The following is a 26,311-nucleotide window of genomic DNA, read 5'->3' as shown; positions in this document are numbered from 1 at the left end:
GCAACGTGAACCGGCGCCTCACGGCGCCGGTTTTTTTACCTCGCGATCAGAACGGTTTGGTCGGCAAGTATTTGCCATCCAGAGTGATCACGGCGCGGGAGCCGCCGTCCGGATCATCGACCTTTTTGACGTCCAGCTTGAAGTTGATGGCGCTGATGATGCCGTCGCCAAACTTCTCGTGAACCAGCGCCTTGAGCGTGGTGCCGTAGACCTGAATCATTTCGTAGAAGCGGTAGATCGTCGGGTCGGTGGGAATGCCGTTGCCGAGGCTGCCGCGCAACGGAATTGTTTGCAGCAGGGCGACCGCGTCCGCGTCCAGGCCCAGGGTGTCGGCCACCTTTTGCGCGGCGTCCGCCGGCAGTGGGTGCTGGCCTAGCAAGGCGGCGGTAACGAAGGCTTCATGCAGGCCGGTGCCTTCGGCAATCTGGGCGAACGACAGGTCTTTGCGGGCCTTGGCCAACAGGATGACGTCGGTCAGGGCAAGGCGGGTGTTCTGGCTGATTTGCGACTGGATCATGGGTTTATCTCCGTGGGTAAACATCAGGGGTTAGTGCGAAACGGCCCGCACGCTCGGGTTGTCGGCGAGGGCGACGAATTTGCCGGTACGGTTGTCGAAGGCTTGGATGCCGCCGCTTTCGATGTCGTAGACCCAGCCATGCAGGGTCACCCGCCTCTCTTCAAGGGCAAGGCGAACCGAAGGGTGAGTCTGGATATTGGCCAATTGCGCGATCACGTTTTCACGCACCATGGCGGCGACTTTCGCGGGCACATCGACATGCTGGCGGGCCTCGTTGACCACCCGGCCGGAATCGGCGTAACGCAACCAGCCGGCCACGGCGGGCATGTGGTCCAGGCACGTGCAGGTGGCGATGGCGGTCATCGCACCGCAATCGGAATGCCCACAGATCACGATATCGCTGACTTGCAGGGCAGCCACCGCGTATTCCACCGAGGCCGACACACCTCCGGGCTCCGGGCCGTAGGACGGCACGATATTGCCGGCGTTGCGGATCACGAACAGGTCGCCTGGCTCGCGCTGCGTGACCAACTCAGGCACCAGGCGGCTGTCGGAGCAGGAGATGAACAGCGCTCGCGGGCTCTGCTGGTTGGCGAGGTCTTTGAACAAGCCGGCGCGCTCGGGGAAGGCATGGCGTTGAAACTTCAGGAAACCTTCGATGATGTCTTGCATGGGTGACTCCGTGGGTTCGCGATGCGATGGAGCAGAGGTTACGCAGCCGTTTAAATAAGGTAAAAGTCTCAAATATTATCCAGAGCATTAGATAATCTTATGAAATCAAACATGCTGGCACGGCACATCCAGTACTTTTTGGCCGTGGCACAACACGCAGGCTTTACCAAAGCGGCCGAGGCCTTGCATGTCTCGCAACCGGCGCTCTCACAGCAAATACGGCAGTTGGAGGAAAGCCTCGGCGCGCAATTATTCGATCGCTCGGGTCGCAAGACACGCCTGACCGATGCCGGCGAGGTTTACCTGCGTTACGCATTGAGGGCCGCGCAGGAGCTGCAGCAAGGTCAGCGTGCGATTCATGACGTAGGCGATTTGAGCCGGGGGTCGCTACGGATCGCGTTCACGCCCACCTTCACCACTTACCTTGTCGGGCCGCTGATGGAAGCTTTCCACCGCCGCTATCCGAACATCACCTTGAGCCTGCATGAGGTCGCCCAGGAAGCGCTGGAACGCCAGCTACTGGCCGACGAACTGGACGTGGGGATCGCCTTTGATGAGGTGCACGCGCAGGACATCGAGGCCACCCCGCTGCTGGTTGAAACCCTGGCGCTGGTGGTCGGCAGTCAGCATCCGCTGGCCGGGGAACGGACTATCGGCCTGCCGGCGCTGAACGCCGAATCCCTGATTTTGTTGAGCCAAGCGTTCGCTACCCGCGAGCAAATCGACCGCTACTTCAACCAACACGGCATTTGCCCGCGCGTGGTGATGGAGGCCAATGTCATCGGTGCGCTGATTGAGGGGGTGCGCAGGACGACCCTGTCGACCCTGTTGCCCGCCGCCATTGCGCGGGCGCATCCGGGCTTGATCGCAATTGAACTGGGGCCACAGCGCCTGCAACGCACGGCCGTGTTGATGCAGCGTAAAGGGGTGTACCCGTCAGCGGCGGCGCGGGCGTTCAGGGAGGTCGCCGAGGAAGTCGCATCAGCGCTGGAGGCAAGCTGTTGAGCCTTCGATGGAACGCGGCAGAGGTCACCTGCGATGAATATTCCAAGCCATTTCTTGACAAAATAAATCGCCGCATCGCAATATTCAAAGCGATCCCTTGGTAAATCAAGCCAAGCCCGACAGCACAACAAGGAATAGTCGATGCAAACCCATGACAGCAGTTGGGGCGAATTGCTGCGCGGCGAGAACGCCGCTCGTTCCATCGCCCTCTCCGGCGGCATAGCGCTCTATGCCACCAACACCTACATCGCCACCACTATTTTGCCGTCGGTGGTCGCTGAAATCGGCGGGTTGGCGCTCTATGCATGGAGCACCACGCTGTACGTGGTGGCCTCGATCCTCGGTTCCGCCCTCACCTCCAAGCTGTTGCAACACACCGGCCCACGGCTGGCCTATACCGTTGCCACGCTGATCTTCATGGTCGGCGTGTTGATCTGCGCACTGGCGCCGAGCATGCCGGTGATGCTCGCAGGACGTTTGATCCAGGGTCTGGGCGGCGGGATGTTGCTGGCCCTGTGTTATTCGATGATCCAATTGGTGTTCGAAGAACGCCTGTGGCCCCGGGCAATGGCCTTGGTGTCGGGCATGTGGGGCGTCGCAACGCTGGTAGGCCCGGCCGTGGGGGGCGTGTTCGCCGAACTGGACGCCTGGCGCTACGCCTTCGGCGCCATGGTGCCGGTGAGCCTCGCCTACATCGTGCTCACTCACCGTGCGCTGCCACCCCGTGACAACGCCACGGACAGCGCCAGCCGCTTGCCCGTGCCGCAACTGGTGCTGCTGGCCGCTGCGGTGCTGGCCGTGTGTGCGGGCAGCGTCTCGTCGCTGCCGAGCTGGAACCTGCTGGGCATTGCGGCCTGTGCCGGGCTGGTATTTCTGCTGATCCGGCACGAGTCCAGCGCCTCGATCCGCCTGTTGCCCAGGGACGCATTGAAGTTCAACACCCCGCTTTGTGCGCTCTATGCAACCATTTGCCTGCTGGTGATCGGCATGAGCAGCGAAATTTTCATGCCGTACTTTCTGCAGCATCTGCACGGCCAGTCGCCGCTGTATGCCGGTTATATGGCGGCACTGATGGCCGTCGGCTGGACCGTCTCGGAAATCCTCAGCTCCGGCTGGACAGGCCGCAGCGCACAACGCGCCATCCTCGCCGGGCCGCTGTTTATCTTGGGCGGACTGGTGCTGCTGGCAATCACCACCCCCATGGCCAGCCTGGGCGAATGGGCACGGCTGGCGCCCATCTGCCTCGGAATGTTCCTGGTAGGTTTCGGCATTGGCCTGGGTTGGCCGCACCTGCTGACGCGCATTCTGCAAGTGGCGTCGGAGCAGGACAAAGACACGGCCGCAGCGTCGATTACCACTCTGCAACTGTTCGCCATGGCTATGGGCGCGGCACTGGCGGGCGTGATCTCCAACGTGGCGGGCATCAATGATGCGACCGGCAATGCCGGCATCGCCAATGCGGCACAATGGCTGTTCGCGCTGTTTACCCTGGCGCCGGTATTGGCTTGGGTGATGGCACGGCGCGCAACCCGAGCGCAGGCCAGCACCGGCGGGTTAACGGTGTCTTGAGCGTGGATTTCCGTATGGCATCGCCTTGCAGGATACTGGGCCGGACCAACCCCTGATGGGCGTGCCATCATTAGCGGTCGAACGCTTCGAGTGATCATGGAAAAAACCCAGCACAGCTCTTTTGCCTATCAAGCCGTGTATCGCTACCTCGTCGAGTTGATCGAGGCGGCCCCTGTGCACACCGAGCAAAAACTACCGTCGCTGCGCCAACTGGCGCGGCGCCTGGGAGTGTCGGTGTCGACCACCAAGTACGCGTATGCGCTGCTTGAAGATGAGGGGCGGGTCGAAGCCAGAGCCAAGTTCGGTTACTTCATCAAAGCCCTCCCCGGCGGCACGTTGGCCCCCCGCCCTTCCAACCTGCTCGATCAGGTATTCGCCAACGCACGGCAACCGGGAATGCTGGCGCTGAGTAGCGATGCACCCGCCCTGTTGCTGTCTCTGGAAAACCCACTGTGGATGATCGAGCGCGAGTTGGCGCGGCAGTATCCGCGCTCGCTTGCGCCCCTGTACCTGCCATTCGGCGAGCCCGAACTGCGTGCCGCATTGGCCGCGCGCTACACCCACTCCACCGACCGCTACTGGCAAGCCGATGAGGTGTATATCGGCGCAGACCTGCACAGCGTGCTGGCCATTGCCCTCAATGCCCTGAACCTGGCGGGCACGGTAGCGCTGGTGGAGTCGCCCTGCTCGTGGGCGGTGTTGCGTCAACTGGAAGCGGCGAAGGTGCGTGTGATCGAGTTGCACCTCGACGCCGACGGGCGTTTCGACCTGGTGGCGCTCAGTGGCTTGCTCCGGCAAGAGCCGATTCGACTGGCGGTGTTCTCGTCGACCGTGAATATTCCCCAGGGCGGCCTGATGCCGGCGCAGGACAAGCAGCAGATCTGCCGTTGGCTGGCGGAACGGGATATCTGGCTGTTCGAGAACGACACCTACGGCGAGCTGTGTTTTGCTGCGCACCCTGCGCGCTATCGCGACTTTGCCGACCCCAGCAGACTGCTGGTGTTCTCCACCTTCGACAAAGTGATCGGCTCCGAAGCGCCCTACGGGTACGTGCTATGCCGCGAGCAGCGGCCGGCGTTACAGCGGTTGTTTCTGGAACGCGGGTTTCGCCTTTCGCCGATCCGTCAGAGAGCCATCGCCAAGCTGTTGACCTCCAAACGCGTCGACGCCCATTTAAAAGCACTTCGCGCGCAGCTATTGACGCGGATGAACCAACTCAAAGCCCTGCTGGAGGTCCACGATCTGTGGCACGTTCAAGTGCCCCAAGGCGGCGCGAGTTTCTGGTTGCAGGCCAGGCGCCCGGTGCAGATGCGGCGGGTGTTCGAATCCTTGCTGGCCCGGCGCATCGTCATCGCCCCAGGTGAATTGTTCAGCCAGCATGGCGCCTGGCAGCAGCATCTGCGCCTGAGTTTTACCCTCGACTGGAACAAGGATATCGCCCAGGCGGTACACCAACTGGCCGAGGCGATCCGTCAAAGCCCGTAACAGTGACGCGCTTCGGGAAAGCGGCCATGGCGCACGTCGTCGGCAAAGCGGGCGCAGGCATCGCGAATCACTTCACTGACATCCGCATACTGTTTGACGAAACGCGGCAGGTGCCCGCTGCCCAGGCCCAGCACATCTTCGGTAACCAGTACCTGGCCGTCGCACGCCGGCGACGCGCCAATGCCGATGGTGGGCATGCTTGAGTCCAGGGTGATCTGGCGCGCCACGCCCTCGGCCACACCTTCCAGCAACAGGCTGAAGGCGCCCGCCTCGAGGTTGGCGCGGGCGTCTTCGGCAATCACCGCACCGGTTTGCGCCGTGAGGCCCTGGGCCTTGAAACCGCCCATCACATTGACGAACTGCGGCATCAACCCCACATGGGCCATTACCGGAATCCCTCGCGCCACCAGAAATTCCACCGTTCCCGCCAGCGCCTGATTGGCCTCCAGCTTGACCGCATCGCAGCCCGTGCGCGCCAGCACCTGGGCACAATTGCGGAAGGCCTGCTCGAAGGACTCCTGATAACTGCCGAAGGGCATGTCGGCAATCACACAGGCCAGCTGCGTGCTGTCGACCACGGCGCGGGTATGCCCGATGGTTTCTTCCAATTGCATGCTCAAGGTCGAGGCGCGGCCATAACCGACCATCGCCGTGGAGTCGCCGACCAGAATGAAGTCGACCCAGGGGTCGATCAGCCGGGCGATGGCGCTGGAGTATGCGGTCAATGAGACGATTTTCTGCTGGCCCTTCATCGCCACCAGTTGCGGAACCGTCATGCGTTTTGTGCGGGTGTGGGTGCTCATCAGGATCTTCCGTTTACGCTGGATACCCGACCGGATTATTGGCAAAAGGACTCGCGGTTCAATGTACAGATCGACGCTAAAAAGCGACTCAGGTAACGGGCCGTTTTTTTAAACTGATATCATCCGGGTCTGTACAACCCAGGTAAAAGACATGAATCGCCAAAAGAAACTCCAGCAGCTCTTCAAGGCCAAGGCCAAAAAGGCCAGCGCCAAATTGGCGCCGAAAAGCAAAGACAAATACATCAGCAAAGCCGACCGTGCGAAACTGGCGGCTGAAGCGGCTCAAGAGCCGGCCACGCCCGCCGACACGTCCTGCTGAACCATCAGCCGGCATCAACCAGGAGGCGCAGGCTGGAAGGCGTGCCGGCTTCGTATTTGCTCCAGATGCGCCGCAGGTGGCGCGCCGAACCAAAGCCTGCGCGCTCAGCGACCGTTTCAATACCCAGGGCCGACTCGGCCAACAGTTCACGGGCCACGGCCAGTCGCAGCCGATGCAGGTAGTCGAGCGGGCTGCTACCGACGTGCTCGTGGAACAGCCGCGCCAGGTGGCGGCTGCTGGTGTAGGCCAACGCCGCCATGCGCGTGGCGGTCCAGGCTTCACAGGGGGCGGCAGCGATGGCGTCCTGCACCCGATGCACGGCCGGATGCAGATGATTGCGCCCGGCGATCCAGGGCGACAATTGCGGGTCGGCGCCACTGCGGCGCATATACACCACCATGTCCCGAGCAACCGTGCAGGCCAGGCGTGGGCCGGCCAGCTCGGCAAGCAGGTGCAGCATCAGGTCGATCCCCGCAGTGACGCCGGCGCTGCAACTCACCGGACCGTCAGTGACGTAAAGCCGGTTTTCCAGGACCCGGGCCTTGGGCGCCACGGCCTGCAATGTGGCGCACAGCGCATGGTGCGTGGTGCACTGGCGCCCATCCAGCAATCCGGCCCTGGCGGCACTCAACGCTCCCGCACAGACGCATACCAGCCGCTCGCCCGAAGGCGCGTACACGTTCTGCAGCCACTGGGTCAGCGCCTGACTGGCCACCTCGAACGCCTGTTGGCGTGCCTTGCTCACCTTCGACGTGGAGCCCACCAACACCACCAGAGTGCCGGGTGCCAGGACCGCTGGAAGTGGAGCCAAGCCGGCCAGCGGCAAACCGATGGAGGTTTGCAGGGACTCCACCGGGCTGACGTACTGCAGGTCGAAATCGATGACGGCCGGGTCCTCGACCTGAGCCGCCAGGCGCAGCACTTCGGCGGGGCCTGCCAGGTCGAGCATCAGTACATTGGGCAGCAACACGAACAGCACCGGCACGCTCACGGTCAGGCCTCCAAGGCCTGGGCGACGGTGACGATGCGCGCAAAGCGGTCTTCGAGCACCAGCTCCGTGCGCTCGCGGATCTCGGCCGCAGTGTAGACCCGGGCACTGCGCGCGTGAGTCATGGGGAAGGTCAGCGTCGCCTCGCTGACAAAGTCCACGATAAAGCCGCTGTCCGACGCCTGCCGCGTGGTGGTTTCGCAGCATTGTTCGGTGCGAATACCGCTGATGATCAATGTGTCCACCCCCATCTCCGTCAGCCGTGCCGCCAGGGGCGTGCCGGCAAAAGCACTGTGGTAGCGCTTGTGGATGACCAAGGCCGGCTCGATCGACAACTCGCTCAAGGTTCTGACGTTGCCCGATGCCATCGAAAAATGCCCCTGGTCTTCAACATGGAAGACTTGTATCACCGGAATGCCTTGCTGAACACACCCATCAATCAGGGCCTGTTGTTTGGCAAGGTAGTCAGGCAGGTCATTTTCGGACCAGTAGGTGGAATGGCGGAACGAATGCTGGGCATCGATCACGATCAGGGCTTTGCGTTTCATGGACAGTCCTCGTGGTATGAATTTCAGACGCCATGGTAGGCGCGCCACCCGGTACGCAACAGGCACAGGCCGGACCAGCCGAGGACGGATTCGGACATCATGACATACCAGCTTTCGGCAACCGCTCGACGCCTCGCGTTGTATAGGGGGGCGGGGTATGCAATGATCCGCCCCATCATAGGTAGGGGGGGTATGCCATGGGCCATATAGCCGCGAACAAAGACAGCTTGATCAAACGCGTCAAACGCATCGCCGGGCAAATCCAGGCAGTCGAAAAAGCGCTGGAGTCAGACGCCGACTGTGCCAAGACCCTGCATCTGGTGGCCGCCACCCGTGGCGCCATCAACGGGCTGATGGAGGAAATCATCGAAGACCACGCCAGGGCCCATGTGGCCGATCCGTCCCTTAGCGAAGAAGCTCGCAACAAAGGGGTCGAAGAATTGCTCGAAGCCATCCGGCGGTATTCCAAATGACCCTTACGCCCCACACCCACGAGCATGTATTCCTCGGTTCAACCCATGACGAAAACGCCAGGCGCACCCTCTGGGTGGTGTTGCTGACCGTCGTCATGATGGTGGCGGAAATCGCCGCCGGCGCGTTGACCGGTTCCATGGCCCTGCTGGCTGACGGCTTTCATATGGCTACGCATGCCGGCGCCTTGGGCATTGCCGCTGCGGCCTACGCCTACGCCAAACGTCATGCGAACAGCCCGCGCTACAGCTTCGGCACCGGCAAAGTCGGCGACCTGGGCGGCTTCGCCTCGGCGCTGATCCTGGCGCTGGTGTCCCTGGGCATTGCTATCGAGTCGGTAATTCGCTTGCTGCAGCCTGCCGAGGTGCAGTTCGGGACGGCGACGCTGATCGCCGTGTTGGGCCTGGCGGTGAATATCCTCAGTGCGCTGCTGCTGGGTCACGGCCATAGCCACGGGCATGACCACGACCACGATCATCACCCTCACGGCCACGACAACAACATGCGCTCGGCCTATGTGCACGTGATCGCCGATGCCTTGACCTCGGTGCTCGCCATCGCCGCGTTACTGGCGGGCCGCTACCTGGGTTGGGTGTGGCTGGACCCACTGATGGGCATTGTCGGCGCCCTCGTGATTGCGCGATGGGCCTGGAGCCTGATGAAGGCCACCGCCGGTGTGTTGCTGGACCAGACCGATGAACAGGTCGCCGCCGAGATCCGCGAGTTGGTTGAACAACCCGGCGATGCCAGGATTACCGACTTGCACGTCTGGCGCGTCGGCCCCGAGGCATATGCGGCGATTGTCAGCGTGGTCGGCCGCTCGACCAATGCCGAGAGCATTCGCGAGCGCCTTGAACCTGTCCATGAGGTGAGTCACCTCACGGTCGAATTTCACGCCGCGTAACGGCGGCCTTTACTGCGCACCCGGGTGAGACCTTGGCCAAAGATATTGAAAACCCCTGCATTTCCATCTGCCAGCTCAGCGGTGACCTGTGCGTCAGCTGCGGACGCAGCAAGGACGACATCCGCAAATGGAAACGCATGAAGCGTCCCGAGAAAATGGCCGCTGTGCAACGTGCGACGCAGCGGCTCAAGGCATTGAAGAAGGCCAGGTAAGGTGGACGGATCAGGTCCGCCCGACGGACCCCGCGACCGGCAAATGACCCAGCAACCTGAGCCCGGTGCTTTTGACAAAAGTGTCGTAGTCCATCGGCTTCTGGATGCGAGTCTCGGCGTTAGGCAGCACATAGGCCCAGGCGCGTTTTGACGAAGCGTCGTACACCAGTTTGAACAGGCGCGTCGGCACCCAGACCTTGTGAGGGCCCATGGTGCTGTAGCCCGGGTCAAACAGCGGCCCAGTGAACACGAAGACATTGCCACCGGCACGGGTGGCAAATTTACGCACGTCTGCTTCGACCTTGCTCCAGATCTTGCGGTTGTTGGTCGGGTCTTGGGGCACCATGTTCGACAGCGCGAAAGACTGCGCCATGGCATTGGCACTCGGTGCGTCGGCGGCCGGAGACTGGTGACCGCGATCCATCGCCGGATGCTGGCCACGATAGTCGCTCAGTTCTGCGCGACCGTCCTTGGGAATGCGTGGGTCCGGGTAGAACTGGTTGGTGCGCTCCTCGCCCTTGGCATCTTTCAACTGCGCGGCATTCAGGCGTTCGACCACCACCAGCGGTGTCCTGCTGGTTTGCGAATAAAGCACTGCGAAGTTGTCGGAACACAGCGCCAGAGGTTTCATCATGGCAGGCACGGTGGCGGTGTTGATCGGTGTAGCGCCAGGGAACAGATCGGCACAGCTGTCGAACGACGGCTTTTTCTGTTGGCTGGAATAAAGCTCAAGAGCCGCGCCCTGACTGACCGAGCCGGATCGAGTGCTGTGTTCTTGGGCCGCTGGTTTGAACAGGTCCAGCAAGCCACGAGCTTGCGTCTGGATGGGGAGCAAAACAAGGGCCGTCAGCCCGACTGCAATAATACGCAGGTGCATGGAATGATTCTTCGAATGAGAGTGAGGCGAAAGGCTTCGTCACCGGAGCCAAGCTTATGATATTGCTATGTTTATTGACTTGTCCAAGTCACATTAGTGCCTCACTCAAGCCGGTTTTCATCTCACCAGCTGAAACGGTCGATAACCATCGACACCAACTGTTGCCCAGCCCGAGCGGGCCGTCTTTGCGCCGCGCCAGGCAATACGTCGAGCACGAAGAAACGCTGAGGGCCGACATTGCCAACTGCAACCCACGCTGGAGCTGGATCGACAACGTTCTGGAGAACGCAGGCCTGACGAACTGATGGGAACACCGCACTCACTCGTGTGCCGGTACAGCACGCGAGCGAATGCCCACGCGCGTCACTCCTCGAACAGCGCCTTGGCGGGCAAACGCCGACGCCTGAGGTACATCCACACCGCCATGATACTCAACGCACTTAACGGCAGGCCGTGGAACAGCACAATCACCTGCGCCGGGCTCCAGGCCAGATAGAACGGCCCGACGATGAGCATTCCCACGCCGAAGCCGGTCATCTGGATCAGCGTCAGTAAGCTGAACAGCGGCAAACGTAGCGTCTCGGGTTCACGCTGGGCACGCGATATCAAGGCCACTTCGGCTACGCCATCGCCCACGCCCGCCCAGACAATAAACACCAGCGCCAGCCACAACTGCGCCTGCTGGAAGGTCAGGATGAAGCCAGTCGACATCAGTGCGACTCCGACCATGAACAAGCGCTCCATGCCTTGGATGCCGCATCCTTTCAACAGTGCATTGGCCAAACGCGCCCCGGCAAACTTGCCGCATGCCCACACTGCCAATAAATAGCCCATGACCGTGTTCACGGTATCGGGGGCAATGAGCTGGGACAGCACCGGAAACCCGACGTTGTGTGCTGCACTGCCCAGGGTATCAAGCAGGCTGATGAGCAACATCGCCGCTAGCACAGGCGTACTTCGCAGCCCCTGCTTGAGTGCGTGCCACTCTCCCGACAGCCCTTTGTGCGCCACGGGAGATACCGCATACAACGCCCGCAGCGGAACAATCAGGATGGCGGCCAGCAAGTAAGTGGCGATATTGGTTGCAAAGACGGCCTCAAATCCGCCTTCTGCGATCAACAATCCCGACAGCAGGCTGCCGAATATTGCTCCCGTGGCGGCCGCGGACGTCAGCCAGGCATTAGTGTTCACACGCAGGCCGGGGGCAACCCAGGTAGGCAACTGGCTATTGAGGCCGATCGCAAAAAGGGAATTGCATAATCCGATGCCGAACGCGATGAAAGGCAGGATGTTCAGTTGGTGGGCCGGTGCCAGCAAGAGCAACGGCGTCAATAGCATAGCCCGGGAGAGATCCAGCCCGGCCAATGCGCCTCGCCCGGGAAAGTGCCTGAAAAAGCTGATCCCGAACAGGCTGGCGACAATGCCGCCCGCGACTCGACACGCCAGGAACACACTGACGAACACCACACTTTGGCTTAGCCAATAGACGTAGGTCGATAAAGCCACCATGTTAAGAAAGGCACCAAAATCGGAAACGCCCCTGGCGAATACGATCAGGCGTCCGTTGCGGGCGGACCGGGCAAGCGCAAGGTCGTCATTGAGCATGATCCGCCCCCTCCACCTTAGCGGGCAGGCGTCGGAACCCGACAAGCAGCAGGTCGCGGCTGGCGGGCAGATCGCCGCTCAATGGGCGAACCAAGCCGGCGCGGTGGTAGACCTTGCTGTCGTTGATCGCGATGGTTTCCAGGAAGTGCTCCATGGGCACGCTGAGCAGACAGCTGTCAGCCTCCTGCGAGGCGTAGATCTGCGATACCACAGGCACCGTATTGCACGCGTCGATGAAGTGCATGAACACCCAGTCAAGCCCATCCTGATGAATCCCCGAGGTTGTCGGGCTGCCGCTTGGTTTATCCGCCTTGACCCGAAACTGGTGGATATCAATGGCGTACGAATACTTGCCTAACTGCGGACCAATAGCAGCAATGTCGGTGGCCAGCAGCCGCTGCAAGAGCGGATGGGAGATAAAACCTTCCTCTGAATAACTCAGGGCATTCACCCCTTGGCGGTACTCAATGGGGTATACGACCGAGGAGGCGTAATTGGCATCTCTGTCCATCTGCAAATGCCCGTTGGGCGCTAAGCGATAGCGCAGAATCCGCCGCTCGCGGTAGGTGTACTCTCTGAACGCCTCGTCCCGGACCAGGTTCGACCAGTAAGCCCGGAAGCTGCGCTCTTCCTCTCGCTCGATGTGCAGCAACTCGCGAAAGTGACGTCCATGCCAATAATGATGCTGGCTCAAGTGAGCCGAAATCTGTGAGCTATCCATAGCGCTATCCTGCGAAGGGGAGGTCGATAACTGCGTTGAGGTTTTGCCGGACCGCATCATGCAGCGCACAGGCGTGGTCAACACCGTCGACCTTGGCCCAGCATTTGAGGAGGTAATGTTCTTCAATATCGGCGTCGAGATAGCCACCGGCTTCCTGCACGGCGTATTCCACTACAGCCGGGTGATCGTCCAAGTACCCTAGCCCTTCAAAACCTTTGAAACAGCCACTGCTTTCGGGATAAACCGCCAGCATTGCGTAGCTTTGCGTTGCCGCACCGACTTTGCGTTGCACGGTATCAAGCAGCGTGTCGACTGCCGGATCACGCAACAGCAGGGAAACATACAACTGATACGGATCGAAGCCCGCGAGATCGCGCAAAGCGGCATTAACATACAACCCACCCAACCGGGGGTTGATCTCAATGACCACAGGCCCCTGCTCCGTCATGCGAAATTCGAAATGCGCGAGCGCGTCAGTCAGGCCTAATGCCTGCAAGCACGCCGCGGCGTAACTGCGGATCTGGTCACACTGCTGCGCCGTGAACGAAACAGGAGGCGTAATCAACAGATTCTCCAACACGGTGCCGCTACGCTCTGTCAGCAGCAGCTTTTCGTTGATCAGCACGGGATAAATTCGATTGCCCGCCGCCACACATTCCACCGTGCCTTCAACGCCCTCGATAAATCCCTCAAGCATGAGGCTTCGACCCGGAATGTACTCGCGTGAAGTCCCGTCGTCGTTGGGCAAGGTATGGGCGCATCCGTAGAAATCGGCACATGCGGCTTCACCGTGACGCGCGACAAACTGCACATAGTGATCTCGCAACTGCGCCCAGTTCGAACAACGCTTGATAAACGCCGACGCGCCGCCAAACGCAGGCTTGGCAATCAGCGGGTAGCCCACCCGGGCGGCGCCCTCTTCCAGCTCTTTTTCATCATTGCACAGCGCAAAAGGAACTGAGCGCAGCCCGTGCTTTTGCAGGGCGCGACGCATCAGGTACTTGTTGTTGCACGCGGCGATGGCCTCCGCCGACGCAGAAACCAGACCGAGCTCTTGGCACACCCTTGCGACGATACAACCCACTTGCCCTTGGGCAGAAGCATGTCCCGCATGACAAAAGATCGCTCGCACGGTGTACCGATCCTGAAGCTCGTCGACCAGCTCTAAAATAGTTTGCTCGCTCAGGGTTTCAAGCAAGAACACTTCGTCACTGTCCTGCTGCAACCGTTGCAGTTGGGTGCGCCCACAGACTCCTGCGATCAGGCACAGCAGCCCTTGCAAGCGAGCAGCGGCAAAGTGCGGTTCACGGTAGCGATAGCGCACAGAGGGGCTGTCGTCGATATCAATAAACAGAATAGCGTCTTGCTTCATCGTTGTTCACCACGTCTAGTCAAAGGCTGCTCATGCATCGTGCCAACTGCACCGATGACCGTTCCAACTCTGGAACGTGTAATAACGCTGACCATCGCGCATTTCAAAGCGGGGCAGCTCATCGGGCTTATCGAAATCCATGATGGGCACGGTAAATTTGCCTTGGGCATGGGGAAGCACGTATTCAGGCATGGCGATATTGGAAACGCGCCGCTTGAGGCGTTTCATCAGCGCGATCGCGTGGGTGATGGACGCTTTGTATTCACTGGCACCGGGAGAAAACGGCATGAAGTGGTACAGGTAATAGGGCTTGACGCCCATGCGGTAGAGATCGATGAATAGCGTGTGAAGCGTGTGCTCATCGTCGTTGACGCCCCGTAGCAACGGCATGTTCGAAAAGACGATCGGCACTACCGACTGAATACGTTTAACGGCACGTGCAAAGTCGTCACTCAATTCAAGCGGATGGCAGACATGTAGGCCGAATGCATTGACCTTGTATTTTTCCAGCATCGCCACCAGCTCGTCAGTCACGCGAAACGGGTTGAAACTCAAGGCCCGCGAGTGGATACGAATCAGCAGGTCATCACTGATCGAGCGCAGCGCCGCCAGGTTTTCCTCCAGCTTGCGATCGGACAGCATTAACGGATCGCCACCGCTGAGAATGACTTCCTCGATGGCAGGCGTATTACGGATATATTCAAGGGAATCGAGAAAAGAGTTGGTATTGGCGTTGGGCTTCTCGGTCCCCACTTGCAGAGTCCGCAGCGCCTCGAAGCAGAACTGACAATAGGCGTTGCAGGTATTGGTCATGCGCAGGATGACGCGGTTATCGTATTTATGCTGGCAGATCGGTGTTTTCATTTCATGGTGCAACTCCCAGTTCTCAGAAATACCGTCGTAATCATTCTGCGCAAGTTCGTTCCAGTAGGGCACTACCTGTCGCCAAAGTGGATGTTCCAGCACACTGCCGGCGTTGAGCGACCGCATGATCAAATCAATATAGTAGGGCGTGATCTGCAACTTGCGTCCTTGTAAGTTGTGCACGATATGGGCCGTCACGTCGTCGCCCCAACCGCCGCAGGCCTCACGCAGTGAAGGCTCGTCGCGCACGGCGTTTTTCTGCTGCCAGCGCCAGTCGCTCCATTGGTTTACAACGTGGATAACCCGATTGATTGTCGTCATTGACCGGATGCCTCCCTCAGTAAATATTTACAACACGGTAGTGAATATCGCACTGATCAGAACGTGCGGGCGTGGCTAAAACCAATGAGTGAAACATCGACTCAATTGTTCTTATTTGAATAGTGGTCTGCCGTAGGGACCGAATACTTATGTCTGGCGTAAATCGCGCAAGGTAGGCACTTTTTCCCGCGCACTGACCCAAAATGCCGCGTCGGGTTCAACCTGGATCGTCGCGACGCCGCGTCGCAATCCTTCTGCCAACGCCGGCATTGCCATCAGGGCAGATTCGATGTCGGCACGGGCTGTTTGAGCGTCAGTAAAATGAGTCAAATCACCCGTTACACACAGGTGATCTCTACCCGCATCGCCGCTGCTCAGTGTCAGTTGCAGAGCGAATGGCTGTCCGCAGCGCTGCCATATCGTTTCGCTCACCTGGGATAGGCTTAATAAATTACCGCAAAAGTTAAAACTTTTATCACTGCGCCCGTGCAACACCAAGGTGCCGACCCGCGGGTTAGAAGTGGGTAATAAAGTTGCCAGGTCTCCGGTGTCATAACGTAATACCGGAACCCGAGGTGCTTTCAAGTCGCTAAGGTACAACTTGCCTTGCTCATCGACTTCCGCCAACACCCATTTACTCAAGAAATCATAATGTCCCGGCGGGTGCTGGGGAGTCGATACACCTACCAACCCTACTTCGGTATTGCCATAAAGGCCGTAAAACGCGGCGTTTGGCCAAACCGTGCGAATATAGTGCTGCTTGGCCGCGGAGAAGGCCTCGCCAATATAGATAACCTTGCGAATATCCAGCTTTACATGCGCCTGCACCGCCCAGTGTGCGGCTTGAATAATACCGCCCGGTGTTGCCAACAAGGCCGAGACGCCGGCGTCTCGGCATATCTGCAGACAGGTTTGAGGGCAATCCTGTGCGTCCAAACGACCAACCGGCAAAAGCGTGCACCCAATAGGTTCCAATAAACGCGAAAACCCTTCATATAAACAACCAAACCCGCCAGGCACCAATAAGTTGGCCACCACATCGCGACTGGAAAATACCCGCTGCCCTAGAAAGCGCCGGATCTCCAGAGAATAAGCATCACGTAATTCGCCGACGGCATAATCACTGGCAACCACTAAAGGAGACGCCGTGGTACCTGATGAACTGATCAGATAGCACTGACGCAAACCACCTGCCCGCCGAAGTTTCTCCGATCGCTCATGCAGATTGGCTTTTGAAGCCTGAGGATAAAGCCGGTCGAACTGCTCATAGTTCAGCACTCGCGGATAGCCCGTGTAACCGGCATCGTGATAGTGCTGAACCATTCGGTCGAACGACTGCGTATCAAAAAAAGAGTGATTGATCATGCAAGCTGCCTTCCCTGCAGTGCCTTGCTAGAAATAGGCGCGGTACTCATTCCTGAGAAACTGCCACGCGGCCGGCGTTAATGTCGCACCGTTCAAGACGGTCTCGGTCCATCGTTCAAATACCGCCAGGTCGTCCCAAAGAACCGTTTCATCCTGATGGGAAAACGCCGCATTCATTGATGAGGAAAACAAATCGCTGGTGGTCTTGAAGCGCTCGCCCACTTCGACTGAAGCTTGAAGCCCGATGAAACTTTCGAGCGGTGCAAGCGCTTCGTTTGCCCCGTTGAATACGCCCGGCGCCATACTGATGACGTCACTGATAATGCCGCGTCTGATCAGCCTGGCTGAACCGACCTCGCCCCTTGCAAAACTGGTGGCGTATAGTTGGCTCAATAAATGCGGGTCATAACAATGTTCGAACAGCGCCGGCGTAATGGTCCCGTGCAACCGCGCGCCGACTTCGATCATGACCGGCCCAGCCGGACTATCGAGCAACTCCATATGGATCGCGCCCGTATGAATACCCAACGCGCAAGCGGCCTGTTGCGCATAGGCGACCAGCGCACGAAGACGTTCGCAGTTCGGGTCCAGTAAAAAGGTAAATTTCTTCACGAAGGGGCAGCTATCAATTCCCAGCTCATCACACCGAATATAACGACAGACCGATGAAACAACGTACTTGCCTGCCTGCGCCACCATGTCGACAACGTACTCTTTGCCGGTGATGAATGGCTGCAACACAAAGCAGTCATTGTTGGACCATGTCGATGAAAAACCGCCCCAATCCGCGCCCAGAAATGCCTGCTCCAGTTCAATACGGTTGCGGCAAAAAACGACCCCTTCCCCGCCTGCGGAAGATTGCGGTTTGAATACACAGGGATAAGCCTCCCAACACGGTAACAGCGAAAGGGCCGCCGAGAGCCCGTCCAGCACGCAGGTCGGTATTGCGGCCAAACCGGCCTGTGCGAGCGCCCGGTGCATGGCATCTTTATGACGACGGAGTCCGGAATGCGCCGGGTCATTGCCCGCCAGTCCATGTCGCTGGCTCAGGCGCTCGGCAAGCGCAACGCCGTTTTCACTGCCGGCCAGGATAATATCGAACGGCAGTTCCTCCGGCCCCGGCACTTGCTCGGCCGAGATGAAGATGCCGTGATAAAGCTCGGCGTTGAATTCACCTTTCTTTTTCTCGCTCAATGATGGCATCCGGCTGACTTTATCCATCTCAATGACGGCATAACAGTCGACACCTTGTGCCTTCAAATACCCGACCAACAGGTTCGCATTGGAGACGGGGTTGGTTATCAGACAGCGCTTGGTCATTGGTGTTAACCCCTGCCGATCCCGGGCGGTAAGTGGTGAAATCTTTCCGGAGAAAGCGTGATATTGAAGTGTGATTTGAGCAGGCCGATCAATTCGTCAAGCGTGCGCGCGGTATAGCTCGTGCGACGCTTTGCGTGAACACACACCAACGTCCCGTTCTGCAGAAGATCGCCGCCTTCCCAATGAGGCCTGGCGCAAATGAAATTGCCGGCAAACAGTGAAGTGGGTGAATGGGTGTTATAGAAGTGTGTGACACGAAACTCTTCATAGGGGTAGTCCGCATCCCGAACCACCAACAAGCCTTGCCAGGACTCACCGCGCAGGTACTCCACCAACCACTCCCGTGTGACCAGCCGTTTGACACGGTAACGATGACAACCCTGCACTTGCGTCACCTGATCATCACGTTCATCCAGTGAAAGCGGCCTTATTGGCCCCCGCAGGCCAAACCCGACATCACACAGCCAGCGCTGTCCCTCCACATCGACCAACAGTGCCATATGGGTGGACAGCTCCCGGCATACGCCATTCTGAAAGGTCTTGGCCAACGTGCGTCGGACCTGGAACCCAAGGCTGTGTAGAGCTTGAGCAAAAATGCCATTCATCTGCGTGCAGCCGCCGCCCCGCTGTTCGTGGACGATTTTCTGAGCTACATCGTCCAGCAAGAAAGGCACCTGAGCATCCAGGAAGCCATCCGCCATATCGAAGGGAATATGGGCGATGTGCGCCTCATGCAACCGGGCCAGGCAGGCAAAATCCACCCCAGCTGCATTCGGGCCGCCCAATCGCTGAAAGTATCCGGCCAACCATGGCGGGCTTACCGACTGCACAGCTGCGCTGACTTTGAAGGTTTCACCCCACATTTTCGCCATTCCCTACACGCAACACAGTGCCCAGGGTGGACAGTTGCCGAGTGGCCAGCAAACACACGATTTGGGCAACTTCATCCGCTGTCATGACGCGTCTTGCGGGTATCGACTTCAGGATCTCTCTGGCCTGTTCACCGGCAAACGTCTGAAACATGTCCGTGTCCACAAAGCCCGGCGATACACAGTTGACGCGGACATCGAAGCGCGCAAGTTCAACTGACAGGCCCAGGCTCAAGCGCTCTATCGCCGCTTTAGCGCAGCCATAGGCCGTGTTGCCCAACTTGATCTTTTGCGCAGCCACCGAGCCGATATTAATGATATTGCCGTGGCGCGCCTTGGCCATGAGCGGCGCGAACACTTCACAAAAATTCAGGGTGCCGCCAAAGTTGTTGGCCATCACCTGTGCAAACGAGGACGGCTCCTGACTCAGAAACAGCCCGTCACGTGCGATGCCTGCGTTATTGACCAATACCGAGGGCAGAGGATAGTCGATGAGTTGCGCCTGGAAGCGCTCGACCTGGCCCCGATCGCTACCATCAACGCGTGCGGTAATGACGCGTGCGCCGAACTCGCCGGACAGTCGGTCAGCGGCGGCCTCATCGTTGTGATATGTGGCGAAAACGGTGAAGTCCTGCGCGACCAACCTGGCGACGATCGCACGACCTATTCCCCGCGTTCCCCCGGTAACGATAGCGATATCAGTCATACATGACGCTCCCTCGGCAATGTATAGAATGTGAGGTTTTCAGGACAAAACCGATCTCTTTAGCCTCTGGAAGATCTAGCCCTGAAAACTGCAACTGCAAACAGGCACCCGGCGTTATCGGCTTGATGAAAACCACACGCTTGACCCGTACCGCATTCTGCGACAGTAACTGTCTACAGCACGCCAGCACGAAGCCGACCGTGAACGCCCCTGGAACAATCGGATAACCCGGAAAATGCTCATCAAAAATCGGCGCAACGGCATCCACTTCAACATGCACCGTAGCGTTCGAGTTGATCAATTCGAGGGCAGTATTGAAAACCTCATAGCGCACGGTTTCGCTCTCCTTGAGCCAAGTAAACGTCCGGGTACTTCTGGGTAAAGACAACTGCACACAGAATGGTGAAGTAAGACATCAGCAGATAAATCGGCCAGTCGTCGACATCAGTCAAACTGGCCAAGGCAAACCCAAAGTTAAGCGTGAATACCGCGTTCCACACCAACGTAATTTTTTTATTGATATGAATGAACGGCGGTGTATTCCAGAATTCCCGAGGTGTTTCCAACCTCGCATACTGCAACGTAAAGGGTTTACCGACGTAGTAGGACACCCACCCTGCAATAGCCAACAAGCCATAAATCAAAGGCTTGGTAAATGACAGACTGAAAAAACTGGGTTGAACATAAGAGACGCCGGCGATCAAAACAAAACCACACGCGACACTCCAGTCAATGACGAACTTATTTTTCAAGCCTTTATAACAAAGCGCCACCAGCACCAACAATGACAGTAAAGCAGCTTCAACATAATTACCGGTGCGCCACTCGAGAAAGTACGGAAACAGCAAGGGTGGAACAAGAAGATTAATCATCACGACGTCATCCCACAACAGTAGAACGCATTAAGTGGCGGCACGCTGCTCATTCATGGCCCGCAGGGCCATGACCGTCACTGAGCACAACAGATCATCATGAGCCGCTGAGACGGCGGATGAATAAATCTGCACAGTTCCGCCCTGCTGCTCCCTGGAAACCTGTCCGAACAAATAACCGATTTGCCGAATGTCGGCCGTACTCAGTTGACGCAAGGATACCGGCAGAAAGCGCTCACTTGCGGCGCCTGCATCCACCGTCGCACGCACGCACCGCACCGCGAATTGATGACAAAGTTCTACAGTGACAAGGGTGGCGTCAAAGCGTGACAGAAACGTCGCCAACAAATCCGGATCAAGCCGAACGCGAAAAAACGGTCCGTGCCTTTCCAACTCAGGACACAGATCAAGGTAATTCATGGCAAGCACCCTCATCGCCTCATCAGGCTCTTTATTATTGAAAACTTAGGGACTCGTTCATTTCTTGTTTGCACAGGCAACGTCAACTTCGCTGTGACGGGAAAATGCATTCAGGATCGACAACATTTTCCACGCCCGGCCGCACAATAATCCTATGGTTAAACCCGAGGCGGCGCCTATCAGCAGTCGCATTGGCAAGGACCCGGCAAATAGGGGGTCTGTCGCCTGTTGATAGCCGATAAAGTATTTAATCGCGAAAAAAAACATCGATAGCACCAGTAACTTGAATGACCCTGGTACCGAGATAGAATGACGAGCCTCACCCTCGGTAATACCGTGATAGTCAAACCACCGCATAGCAATCATCACCCCCACGAACACGCCTGCTATCCAACTGCCCATCGACACCCAGGGTTGAGTGGCATAGTCCATGGCCATCAAGGACCAGGCTACGAATATCGCCGGGCTGAGCAACAGTGAGCGTCGGGTTTCATTACTGTTGAAGCATGCCATTACACCGTAATAAAGCAGCAGAAAAAAAACGGCGTAAACCCACAGCGGTGTTTCGCGCAATATGACTAACATGGTATCCCTCAATCGTTGGATCGAACGCCGTAGATGGCACTGCTGATCGGGCAGCCTGAAGAGTGAGTGAGCAACTCCAACCGGTGTTGGCTGGGTAAACCCACCGGGCGATAAATAAACTGTTTCCAACCCTCGGTATCGCGCAACACAATTCGAAGTTGCGGCTTGCGGCAGGTATCAAGAATGCGCTGCAGGACGTTGGATCGTCCGGAAACCGTCATGGACAGCACAACGACATCGTAGTCACCGTAATCAAAATCCGCGCCGTCAGCCTCGACCAGACTCAAGCGCTCACGGGGTATATCCAGTGCGCTGAATACTGCGTCCAGCCCTTGCCGCGCTCGCACAATCGCCGTGGGGTCAATGTCAATTCCCGTGACGACAAACTCGGTTTTCTGCACATACAGCAAAATACTCAGCGGCATGGCGCCCACACCCACTTGGCACAGTTTTCCATGGTGGGCGTCGAGGCCAGTGAGTTCGCTGCTGACCATGCGTTGATAAATGCGATAGAAAAACCGGCTGAGTGGACTGCCCTCAGTCAATAACGTATTCCATTGATGACTCAGCGCCGACTCAAACAGTTGCTCTATTTCCAGCACTTTGCGCTGGCAGTCTTCCATGCGGTATCGTTCAGCACGTTCTGAGTGTTCGTAAGGGGCGCTACGTTGATAGCTGTTCAGCAAGATCAACAAATCCGAATACGCATGAAAAAGCTCATCCAGCCGCCCCGCTTCTGTTGGGATGGCCAGCAACCTTTCGATACGCCGTCCTGGCTCAGCATCCATTCAGGCAACTCCAACGCGCGGGCGCTCATCACGCAGTGCTGGCAGTTTTTGTCGTGCGTTGAACTTAAACCGCTCGCGTCCCACGATGGATACCTCGGCGACGCCACGCCGCAGTGCTTCGCCCAATTTGGGAATCTGACTCAGCGCCGACTCCACTCGCGCCCGTAAGCCTTCATCCACTTCAATGTCCGGCAGGTCCAGCGCCACTTCCACGCGGTCTCGACCCTGTTCGGCCGGTTTGAGCGTGACCTGGCACCACGTTGCATCCACGTCTGCAACCGCAAGCTGTTGACGGACCTGGTCCAGGCGGATTTTATGTCCTCCCAGACTGAACTCCTCGCCCACCCTGTCGCCAATGGTCAAGTAGAACTCAGGGCTGGCGGGTTCCGAAAAAAGCGCGCCATAGTCGCCGATTCTGTAGCGAATAAGCGGCACGACCGGCGCCCTCAGATCGGTCACCAATAGCTCCCCTTGATCGCTGACTTCGACGAAAAACCAATCGGAGAGCAGCAGATGCTGGCCGGGGCTCATTTGTGGCGTGTTGATCGCGGCGAACCCCAACTCCGTGGCGCCATAAATGCTGTAAAAATGCGCGTCGGGCCATTGCTCACGGACAAATGTGCGCTTGGAGGCGTGAAAGGCTTCGCCGACGAATACCACTTTGCGAACCGGCAGCGACACGCCCGCCCGCAATGCCGCTTGCGCAACCTGCACAATGCCACTGGGAGACCCCACCAGCACATCGACGTGAAAGCGTTCCAGCAGATCGAGCAAGAGCGCGTCGTTGGCCAAGGTATCCGGGCGGCCCACGGGGAGAATGGTCACCCCGATGCTTTCGAGCAAACGGCACATGCCCTCATAACTGTTTCCCAGACCACCTGCTGTCAGCAGATTGGCAACAATGTCATCGGCACTGAATACATGCTTGGCCATCGCGACACGCACTTGATAGGGATAGCTGTGTTCCGTGACGCCCTGCAGAAATTTATTCGCAAGAATGACAGGGCCGCTGGTCGTACCTGAGGTCGACACTACATAACAACCCTGCATTTTTCCCGCACCAAGCAACTGCCGTCCCGAGGCTGACAGCGCACTTTTATCCATGACAGGATAGGCCTCGACAAACCTCTGGTAATCCTCGACTGGCTCAAGCGTGCCGGGGTAATCATCACGCAAGTAACCCATGATCATTTGATTAAACTTATCGACTGGAAAATCTGTCCGGCGTTGGATTGTTTGCATCCTGCAATCCCTTATTAGGCGTCAATTCGGCGAAAGATCATTGAGGCTGCCAGTCCACCCATCCCAAACGAGTTCTTGAGACAGTATTCGATGTGGGCGCTCTGCGTCTGACCTATTATGTTGGCCTTGCACTGCGGGTCCGGGGTCTCAAGGTTGCGCGTCCCAGGAATGAATCCTTCTCTCAAACCAATCAGGGTATTGAGTGTTTCCATGGCCCCCGCCGCGGCGATCATATGCCCGTGCAGTGATTTATTGGCGGTGACCGGCACTCGCTCCGATAACACTGAGCAAATAGCAGCTGACTCGTGCAGATCATTCAACACGGTTGAGGTGCCATGGGCATTGACCAACCCTATTTGACTGGGGTTGAGCCCGGCACTGGCCAGTGCCCGAGTCATTGAAAGTTTCATCTCCCGGGATTCAGGATCGGGCTTCACAATATGGCTGGCATTCATGCTCGCCCCATACCCGACGATTTCCATCAAAGGCACCGCGCCTCTCCTGAGCGCATGGGTGTAACTCTCCAACAAGAACAGCACCGCGCCCTCAGCCGGCACATAACCTGAACGGCGCGTATCAAAGGGGCGCGACAAACCATCAAACGGTAATGAAGCGTCGGTGCAAATCACATCGACCGATTCAAGGCCGATATAGTGCTCGGGCGTTACTTTGGCGCTGGCACCGCCGACGATAGCGGCATCCACTCGCCCGCGAGCTACCTGTTCAAATCCCGTACCAATTGCCTGCAGTGAGGCCGCGCACAGCCCCAGGTGCACCATGCTCGGGCCATGGAATGGAATTTGCGCATGGACCTGGCGCAATACCTGAGTTGAATCCAGGCGGGCAAAATCGCTGATGCGATAGTGCTTTTCCATCACCTCGGCCATATTGGTAAATGCCTTGTCAGCGTCACGCTGCAAGTCATAAACAAAATCAACGGTTTGATGGATATCCGGAACGGGTTCATCAACGCCCAGGAAACATCCAATACGCTGCGGCGAGAAATGACTCAGGTCCATACCGGGCCATGCCATTAATCCCTTAACCGCATTATTGATATACAACTCGTCCCAGGAGCGACTGCGTTTTAATGAGGACGTGCGCATGTTGCCAACCTCTGGCACGCCCGCGAAATGGCTTTTGAACGAAGCCGTATCGAACTTCTGTATTTCACGAATGCCGGTTGTCCCGTCACGCAATGCCGCAGTGACCGAATCATAGGTATTGCCCAGGGGCGTACAACAGCCCAAGGCGGTGATGACCACGCGTTCTCTCATGACGCTTCTCCCAATACGGGCCGGTCGATGGGCAGATGTTGCAACTTTTTGACCACGGCGCACGCACAGCCGATGCCGATCCCCATGCCATTGACCAGTAGTGTGCGGCCAACTTCAACGCTCTTGTCGGCCAGCGCACAGGCAAGGTCCACCAGGCCACTGGTACTTCCCGCATAACCTGTATAGGGTTTGTAACGACGAATATCGACGTTCGGGAGGGCCTTGAACACCGCTGCATTCTCGACCTGACGCAGGTTCGGCGCGCCGTTGTCATACATCACAACCACCGGTTTTTCGCCGATTACTGCAGCAGGCAAGCCGCTGAGCAAGGCCTCCCAATCCGCTTGCTGTGAATGGATTTTCCCGTCGAAACGACTATGGACAGACACAATCTGCGCAAGCGCGACATGGCCGGAGCGTTGCAACAGGGCGGCATTTTCCAGCATCAATGCAACCGCGCCATGGGTGACGTTGACTTTATCGGTTTGCGGCCGGTGCGGGTCCGACTCAATCAGACCCATCTTGCGGAACGCTTCAAAGTTATCAGCTTTGATCATATCCCCGACCCCACACAATAAAGCCCCTCCCTGCGCCTCGTCCTCAAGTTTGAATAGCGCATGTTCCAATAAGGAGAGCCCGCCCAGTGACATACTGCGCAATGGATAACCCCCTCCGATAAATCCGAAGAACTTGGCAATGTGGTACAGGTTATTAGTCGGCAACTTTCGAAATAACCGAAGTGGGTGGACGCTGCCGGCAACACGTCCTAACACCGCGTGTAGATCAGCGGCCGTCAGTTCCGGGTGCTTGATACGGTATTCGTAAAGAATTTCGTAAAAGTCCCGGACGGTTTCAGCGGTGGTATAGACATTAATAAGCGCACGCGCCTCTTCGCTAAAGGCAAGCTGTTGTTGCGCCATTGCACATGCGGCATCCGCGACGGTAAGGCTGCGTATTGCTGCGTCGGATAATATCGCCCTGTCTTCACGGGCAATATCTTTAGCCATCTGCGCAGACAAAACCGCAACCCCTTTGGACGCTGCTTCAGCGGTTACAAAAGCGGCCTCTTGCCGAGCGATATCGGCCAGGTCGAGCCCGGCCTGACGTACGGCGATTCCAGTCAAGTAAACACTAGCCATGGGCGAGCGCCTCTAGACGCCGGGAACAGAACTCCGGCGTCCAGAAACGACCGATCTTATTCGGCTCAACCACATCGCTATCCGCAACTTGCAGGATGTCGCGAGTCATCTCCCGCCCGCGGGTGGTCCACTGACTGTCCACGCACAATGCTGGATCCGCCATCATTTTATGGAACGGCCACAAGTACTCGGGCTCCACATCGGCGTTGATCTGCGACTTGACTTCAAAACAGAAGTCGATGAAATCAATCGACGTAAATCCGATTTGATCAAATGACTGGTCACTGGGAATTGACTCTGGCCCCTCCAGAAAAAGAATGTCTGCTGCGATCTCTTTTATTTTGACCAAGTACATATCAATCACACCCCTTCATCCATGTTTGTCTAAAACTTGAGCGGCAGAAAAGTCAGTCGACTTTGTTGTTCTTATGATTGGATCCAATCCAGACTAATCAAATAGATATAAGCTTGTCAA

The 26,311-nt window shown here is 57.9% G+C and carries 30 protein-coding genes; 7 read left to right on the top strand and 23 right to left on the bottom strand.

Features of this window, described 5'->3' with window-relative positions; translation table 11 throughout:
* Nucleotides 1–46 precede the first annotated feature (46 nt).
* A complete protein-coding gene (cynS, locus tag C9383_RS03300; RefSeq protein WP_060755824.1) occupies nt 47–517 on the bottom strand; it encodes a cyanase in 471 nt (156 codons plus the stop codon).
* A gap of 30 nt (nt 518–547) precedes the next feature.
* On the bottom strand, nt 548–1,189 hold the full coding sequence (locus tag C9383_RS03295; protein ID WP_060755825.1) for a carbonic anhydrase: 642 nt from the start codon (nt 1,187–1,189) through the stop codon (nt 548–550).
* Nucleotides 1,190–1,300: 111 nt separating this feature from the next.
* On the opposite strand from C9383_RS03295, the gene cynR reads away from it, so the two are divergent.
* The 3 genes from cynR (at nt 1,301) to C9383_RS03280 (ending at nt 5,248) form a co-directional block, all read left to right on the top strand.
* Nucleotides 1,301–2,194, top strand: a complete 894-nt coding sequence (gene cynR / locus C9383_RS03290; RefSeq protein WP_090369747.1) for a transcriptional regulator CynR — start codon at nt 1,301–1,303, stop codon at nt 2,192–2,194.
* A gap of 141 nt (nt 2,195–2,335) precedes the next feature.
* Nucleotides 2,336–3,763 carry an MFS transporter gene (locus C9383_RS03285; protein ID WP_090369745.1) on the top strand — a complete coding sequence of 476 codons (1,428 nt, stop codon included), beginning with the start codon at nt 2,336–2,338 and terminating at the stop codon, nt 3,761–3,763.
* Nucleotides 3,764–3,859: 96 nt separating this feature from the next.
* Nucleotides 3,860–5,248, top strand: coding sequence for an aminotransferase-like domain-containing protein (locus C9383_RS03280; protein WP_090369742.1), 1,389 nt, complete (start codon nt 3,860–3,862; stop codon nt 5,246–5,248).
* On the opposite strand, the gene panB is transcribed toward C9383_RS03280, so the two are convergent.
* A complete protein-coding gene (gene panB, locus C9383_RS03275) occupies nt 5,236–6,051 on the bottom strand; it encodes a 3-methyl-2-oxobutanoate hydroxymethyltransferase (protein WP_090369740.1) in 816 nt (271 codons plus the stop codon). The two genes, C9383_RS03280 and panB, sit on opposite strands and share 13 nt — an antisense overlap.
* A gap of 151 nt (nt 6,052–6,202) precedes the next feature.
* Here panB and C9383_RS03270 point away from each other — a divergent pair, with 151 nt between their 5' ends.
* A complete protein-coding gene (locus tag C9383_RS03270) occupies nt 6,203–6,370 on the top strand; it encodes a DUF2986 domain-containing protein (RefSeq protein ID WP_090369737.1) in 168 nt (55 codons plus the stop codon).
* Between the two features lie 4 nt (nt 6,371–6,374).
* Here the strand turns inward: C9383_RS03270 and C9383_RS03265 are convergent, their stop codons facing one another.
* Both C9383_RS03265 and C9383_RS03260 read right to left on the bottom strand, forming a co-directional pair.
* Nucleotides 6,375–7,361 carry a GlxA family transcriptional regulator gene (locus tag C9383_RS03265; RefSeq protein WP_090369735.1) on the bottom strand — a complete coding sequence of 329 codons (987 nt, stop codon included), beginning with the start codon at nt 7,359–7,361 and terminating at the stop codon, nt 6,375–6,377.
* Between the two features lie 2 nt (nt 7,362–7,363).
* A complete protein-coding gene (locus C9383_RS03260; RefSeq protein ID WP_090369733.1) occupies nt 7,364–7,906 on the bottom strand; it encodes a cysteine hydrolase family protein in 543 nt (180 codons plus the stop codon).
* Between the two features lie 197 nt (nt 7,907–8,103).
* Here C9383_RS03260 and C9383_RS03255 point away from each other — a divergent pair, with 197 nt between their 5' ends.
* Genes C9383_RS03255 through C9383_RS03245 form a run of 3 tightly spaced genes read left to right on the top strand, consistent with a single transcriptional unit; the run spans nt 8,104 to nt 9,493 of the window.
* On the top strand, nt 8,104–8,379 hold the full coding sequence (locus tag C9383_RS03255) for a metal/formaldehyde-sensitive transcriptional repressor (RefSeq protein ID WP_060755830.1): 276 nt from the start codon (nt 8,104–8,106) through the stop codon (nt 8,377–8,379).
* Nucleotides 8,376–9,281 carry a CDF family Co(II)/Ni(II) efflux transporter DmeF gene (dmeF, locus tag C9383_RS03250; RefSeq protein ID WP_090369730.1) on the top strand — a complete coding sequence of 302 codons (906 nt, stop codon included), beginning with the start codon at nt 8,376–8,378 and terminating at the stop codon, nt 9,279–9,281. The genes C9383_RS03255 and dmeF overlap by 4 nt, the downstream gene beginning before the upstream one ends.
* Before the next feature lie 32 nt (nt 9,282–9,313).
* Nucleotides 9,314–9,493: a DUF1289 domain-containing protein gene (locus C9383_RS03245; RefSeq protein WP_090369728.1), complete on the top strand. Its 180-nt coding sequence runs from the start codon at nt 9,314–9,316 to the stop codon at nt 9,491–9,493.
* 10 nt (nt 9,494–9,503) lie between these two features.
* Here C9383_RS03245 and C9383_RS03240 read toward each other — a convergent pair whose 3' ends face one another.
* The 18 genes from C9383_RS03240 to C9383_RS03155 form a co-directional block, all read right to left on the bottom strand.
* On the bottom strand, nt 9,504–10,370 hold the full coding sequence (locus C9383_RS03240) for a DNA/RNA non-specific endonuclease (RefSeq protein WP_090369726.1): 867 nt from the start codon (nt 10,368–10,370) through the stop codon (nt 9,504–9,506).
* Between the two features lie 363 nt (nt 10,371–10,733).
* Nucleotides 10,734–11,975, bottom strand: a complete 1,242-nt coding sequence (locus tag C9383_RS03235; RefSeq protein ID WP_090369723.1) for an MFS transporter — start codon at nt 11,973–11,975, stop codon at nt 10,734–10,736.
* A complete protein-coding gene (locus C9383_RS03230; protein ID WP_090369720.1) occupies nt 11,965–12,696 on the bottom strand; it encodes a 2OG-Fe dioxygenase family protein in 732 nt (243 codons plus the stop codon). The genes C9383_RS03235 and C9383_RS03230 overlap by 11 nt, the downstream gene beginning before the upstream one ends.
* Nucleotides 12,697–12,700: 4 nt before the next feature.
* On the bottom strand, nt 12,701–14,068 hold the full coding sequence (locus C9383_RS03225; protein WP_090369718.1) for an ATP-grasp domain-containing protein: 1,368 nt from the start codon (nt 14,066–14,068) through the stop codon (nt 12,701–12,703).
* Between the two features lie 30 nt (nt 14,069–14,098).
* Nucleotides 14,099–15,253, bottom strand: coding sequence for a KamA family radical SAM protein (locus C9383_RS03220; protein WP_090369716.1), 1,155 nt, complete (start codon nt 15,251–15,253; stop codon nt 14,099–14,101).
* Nucleotides 15,254–15,400: 147 nt separating this feature from the next.
* Nucleotides 15,401–16,618, bottom strand: a complete 1,218-nt coding sequence (locus C9383_RS03215; RefSeq protein ID WP_090369714.1) for a phenylacetate--CoA ligase family protein — start codon at nt 16,616–16,618, stop codon at nt 15,401–15,403.
* A 27-nt stretch (nt 16,619–16,645) separates the two neighbouring features.
* On the bottom strand, nt 16,646–17,938 hold the full coding sequence (locus tag C9383_RS03210) for an ATP-grasp domain-containing protein (protein WP_090369712.1): 1,293 nt from the start codon (nt 17,936–17,938) through the stop codon (nt 16,646–16,648).
* 5 nt (nt 17,939–17,943) lie between these two features.
* Nucleotides 17,944–18,801 carry an arylamine N-acetyltransferase family protein gene (locus C9383_RS03205; RefSeq protein ID WP_159438932.1) on the bottom strand — a complete coding sequence of 286 codons (858 nt, stop codon included), beginning with the start codon at nt 18,799–18,801 and terminating at the stop codon, nt 17,944–17,946.
* The gene (locus tag C9383_RS03200; RefSeq protein WP_090369708.1) at nt 18,791–19,513 is read right to left on the bottom strand and encodes an SDR family NAD(P)-dependent oxidoreductase; all 723 of its coding nucleotides are present in this window, start codon (nt 19,511–19,513) and stop codon (nt 18,791–18,793) included. The genes C9383_RS03205 and C9383_RS03200 overlap by 11 nt, the downstream gene beginning before the upstream one ends.
* Nucleotides 19,506–19,847 carry an ApeI family dehydratase gene (locus tag C9383_RS03195; RefSeq protein ID WP_090369706.1) on the bottom strand — a complete coding sequence of 114 codons (342 nt, stop codon included), beginning with the start codon at nt 19,845–19,847 and terminating at the stop codon, nt 19,506–19,508. The genes C9383_RS03200 and C9383_RS03195 overlap by 8 nt, the downstream gene beginning before the upstream one ends.
* Nucleotides 19,837–20,388 carry a hypothetical protein gene (locus C9383_RS03190; protein ID WP_143038200.1) on the bottom strand — a complete coding sequence of 184 codons (552 nt, stop codon included), beginning with the start codon at nt 20,386–20,388 and terminating at the stop codon, nt 19,837–19,839. Before C9383_RS03190 ends, C9383_RS03195 begins: the two co-directional genes overlap by 11 nt.
* 27 nt (nt 20,389–20,415) lie before the next feature.
* Entirely contained in the window at nt 20,416–20,805 is a 390-nt protein-coding gene (locus tag C9383_RS03185) for a hypothetical protein (protein WP_143038199.1), read from the bottom strand.
* Nucleotides 20,806–20,862: 57 nt separating this feature from the next.
* Nucleotides 20,863–21,390, bottom strand: a complete 528-nt coding sequence (locus tag C9383_RS03180) for a DUF6622 family protein (protein WP_090369701.1) — start codon at nt 21,388–21,390, stop codon at nt 20,863–20,865.
* A gap of 8 nt (nt 21,391–21,398) precedes the next feature.
* Nucleotides 21,399–22,178, bottom strand: coding sequence for a nicotianamine synthase family protein (locus tag C9383_RS03175; protein ID WP_090369699.1), 780 nt, complete (start codon nt 22,176–22,178; stop codon nt 21,399–21,401).
* Nucleotides 22,179–23,420 carry an AMP-binding protein gene (locus C9383_RS03170; protein WP_107338851.1) on the bottom strand — a complete coding sequence of 414 codons (1,242 nt, stop codon included), beginning with the start codon at nt 23,418–23,420 and terminating at the stop codon, nt 22,179–22,181. It abuts the gene before it with no gap.
* Nucleotides 23,421–23,434: 14 nt separating this feature from the next.
* Nucleotides 23,435–24,697 carry a beta-ketoacyl-[acyl-carrier-protein] synthase family protein gene (locus C9383_RS03165; protein ID WP_090369695.1) on the bottom strand — a complete coding sequence of 421 codons (1,263 nt, stop codon included), beginning with the start codon at nt 24,695–24,697 and terminating at the stop codon, nt 23,435–23,437.
* Entirely contained in the window at nt 24,694–25,836 is a 1,143-nt protein-coding gene (locus C9383_RS03160) for a beta-ketoacyl-[acyl-carrier-protein] synthase family protein (protein WP_090369693.1), read from the bottom strand. The genes C9383_RS03165 and C9383_RS03160 overlap by 4 nt, the downstream gene beginning before the upstream one ends.
* Nucleotides 25,829–26,200, bottom strand: coding sequence for a phosphopantetheine-binding protein (locus tag C9383_RS03155; RefSeq protein ID WP_090369690.1), 372 nt, complete (start codon nt 26,198–26,200; stop codon nt 25,829–25,831). The genes C9383_RS03160 and C9383_RS03155 overlap by 8 nt, the downstream gene beginning before the upstream one ends.
* Nucleotides 26,201–26,311: the final 111 nt, after the last annotated feature.

The sequence above is a fragment of the Pseudomonas palleroniana genome, from assembly GCF_003031675.1.
GTDB lineage: Bacteria > Pseudomonadota > Gammaproteobacteria > Pseudomonadales > Pseudomonadaceae > Aquipseudomonas > Aquipseudomonas palleroniana.
Note: the sequence above shows the minus strand (reverse complement) of the source record. Positions and strands in the feature narration are given on the sequence as shown.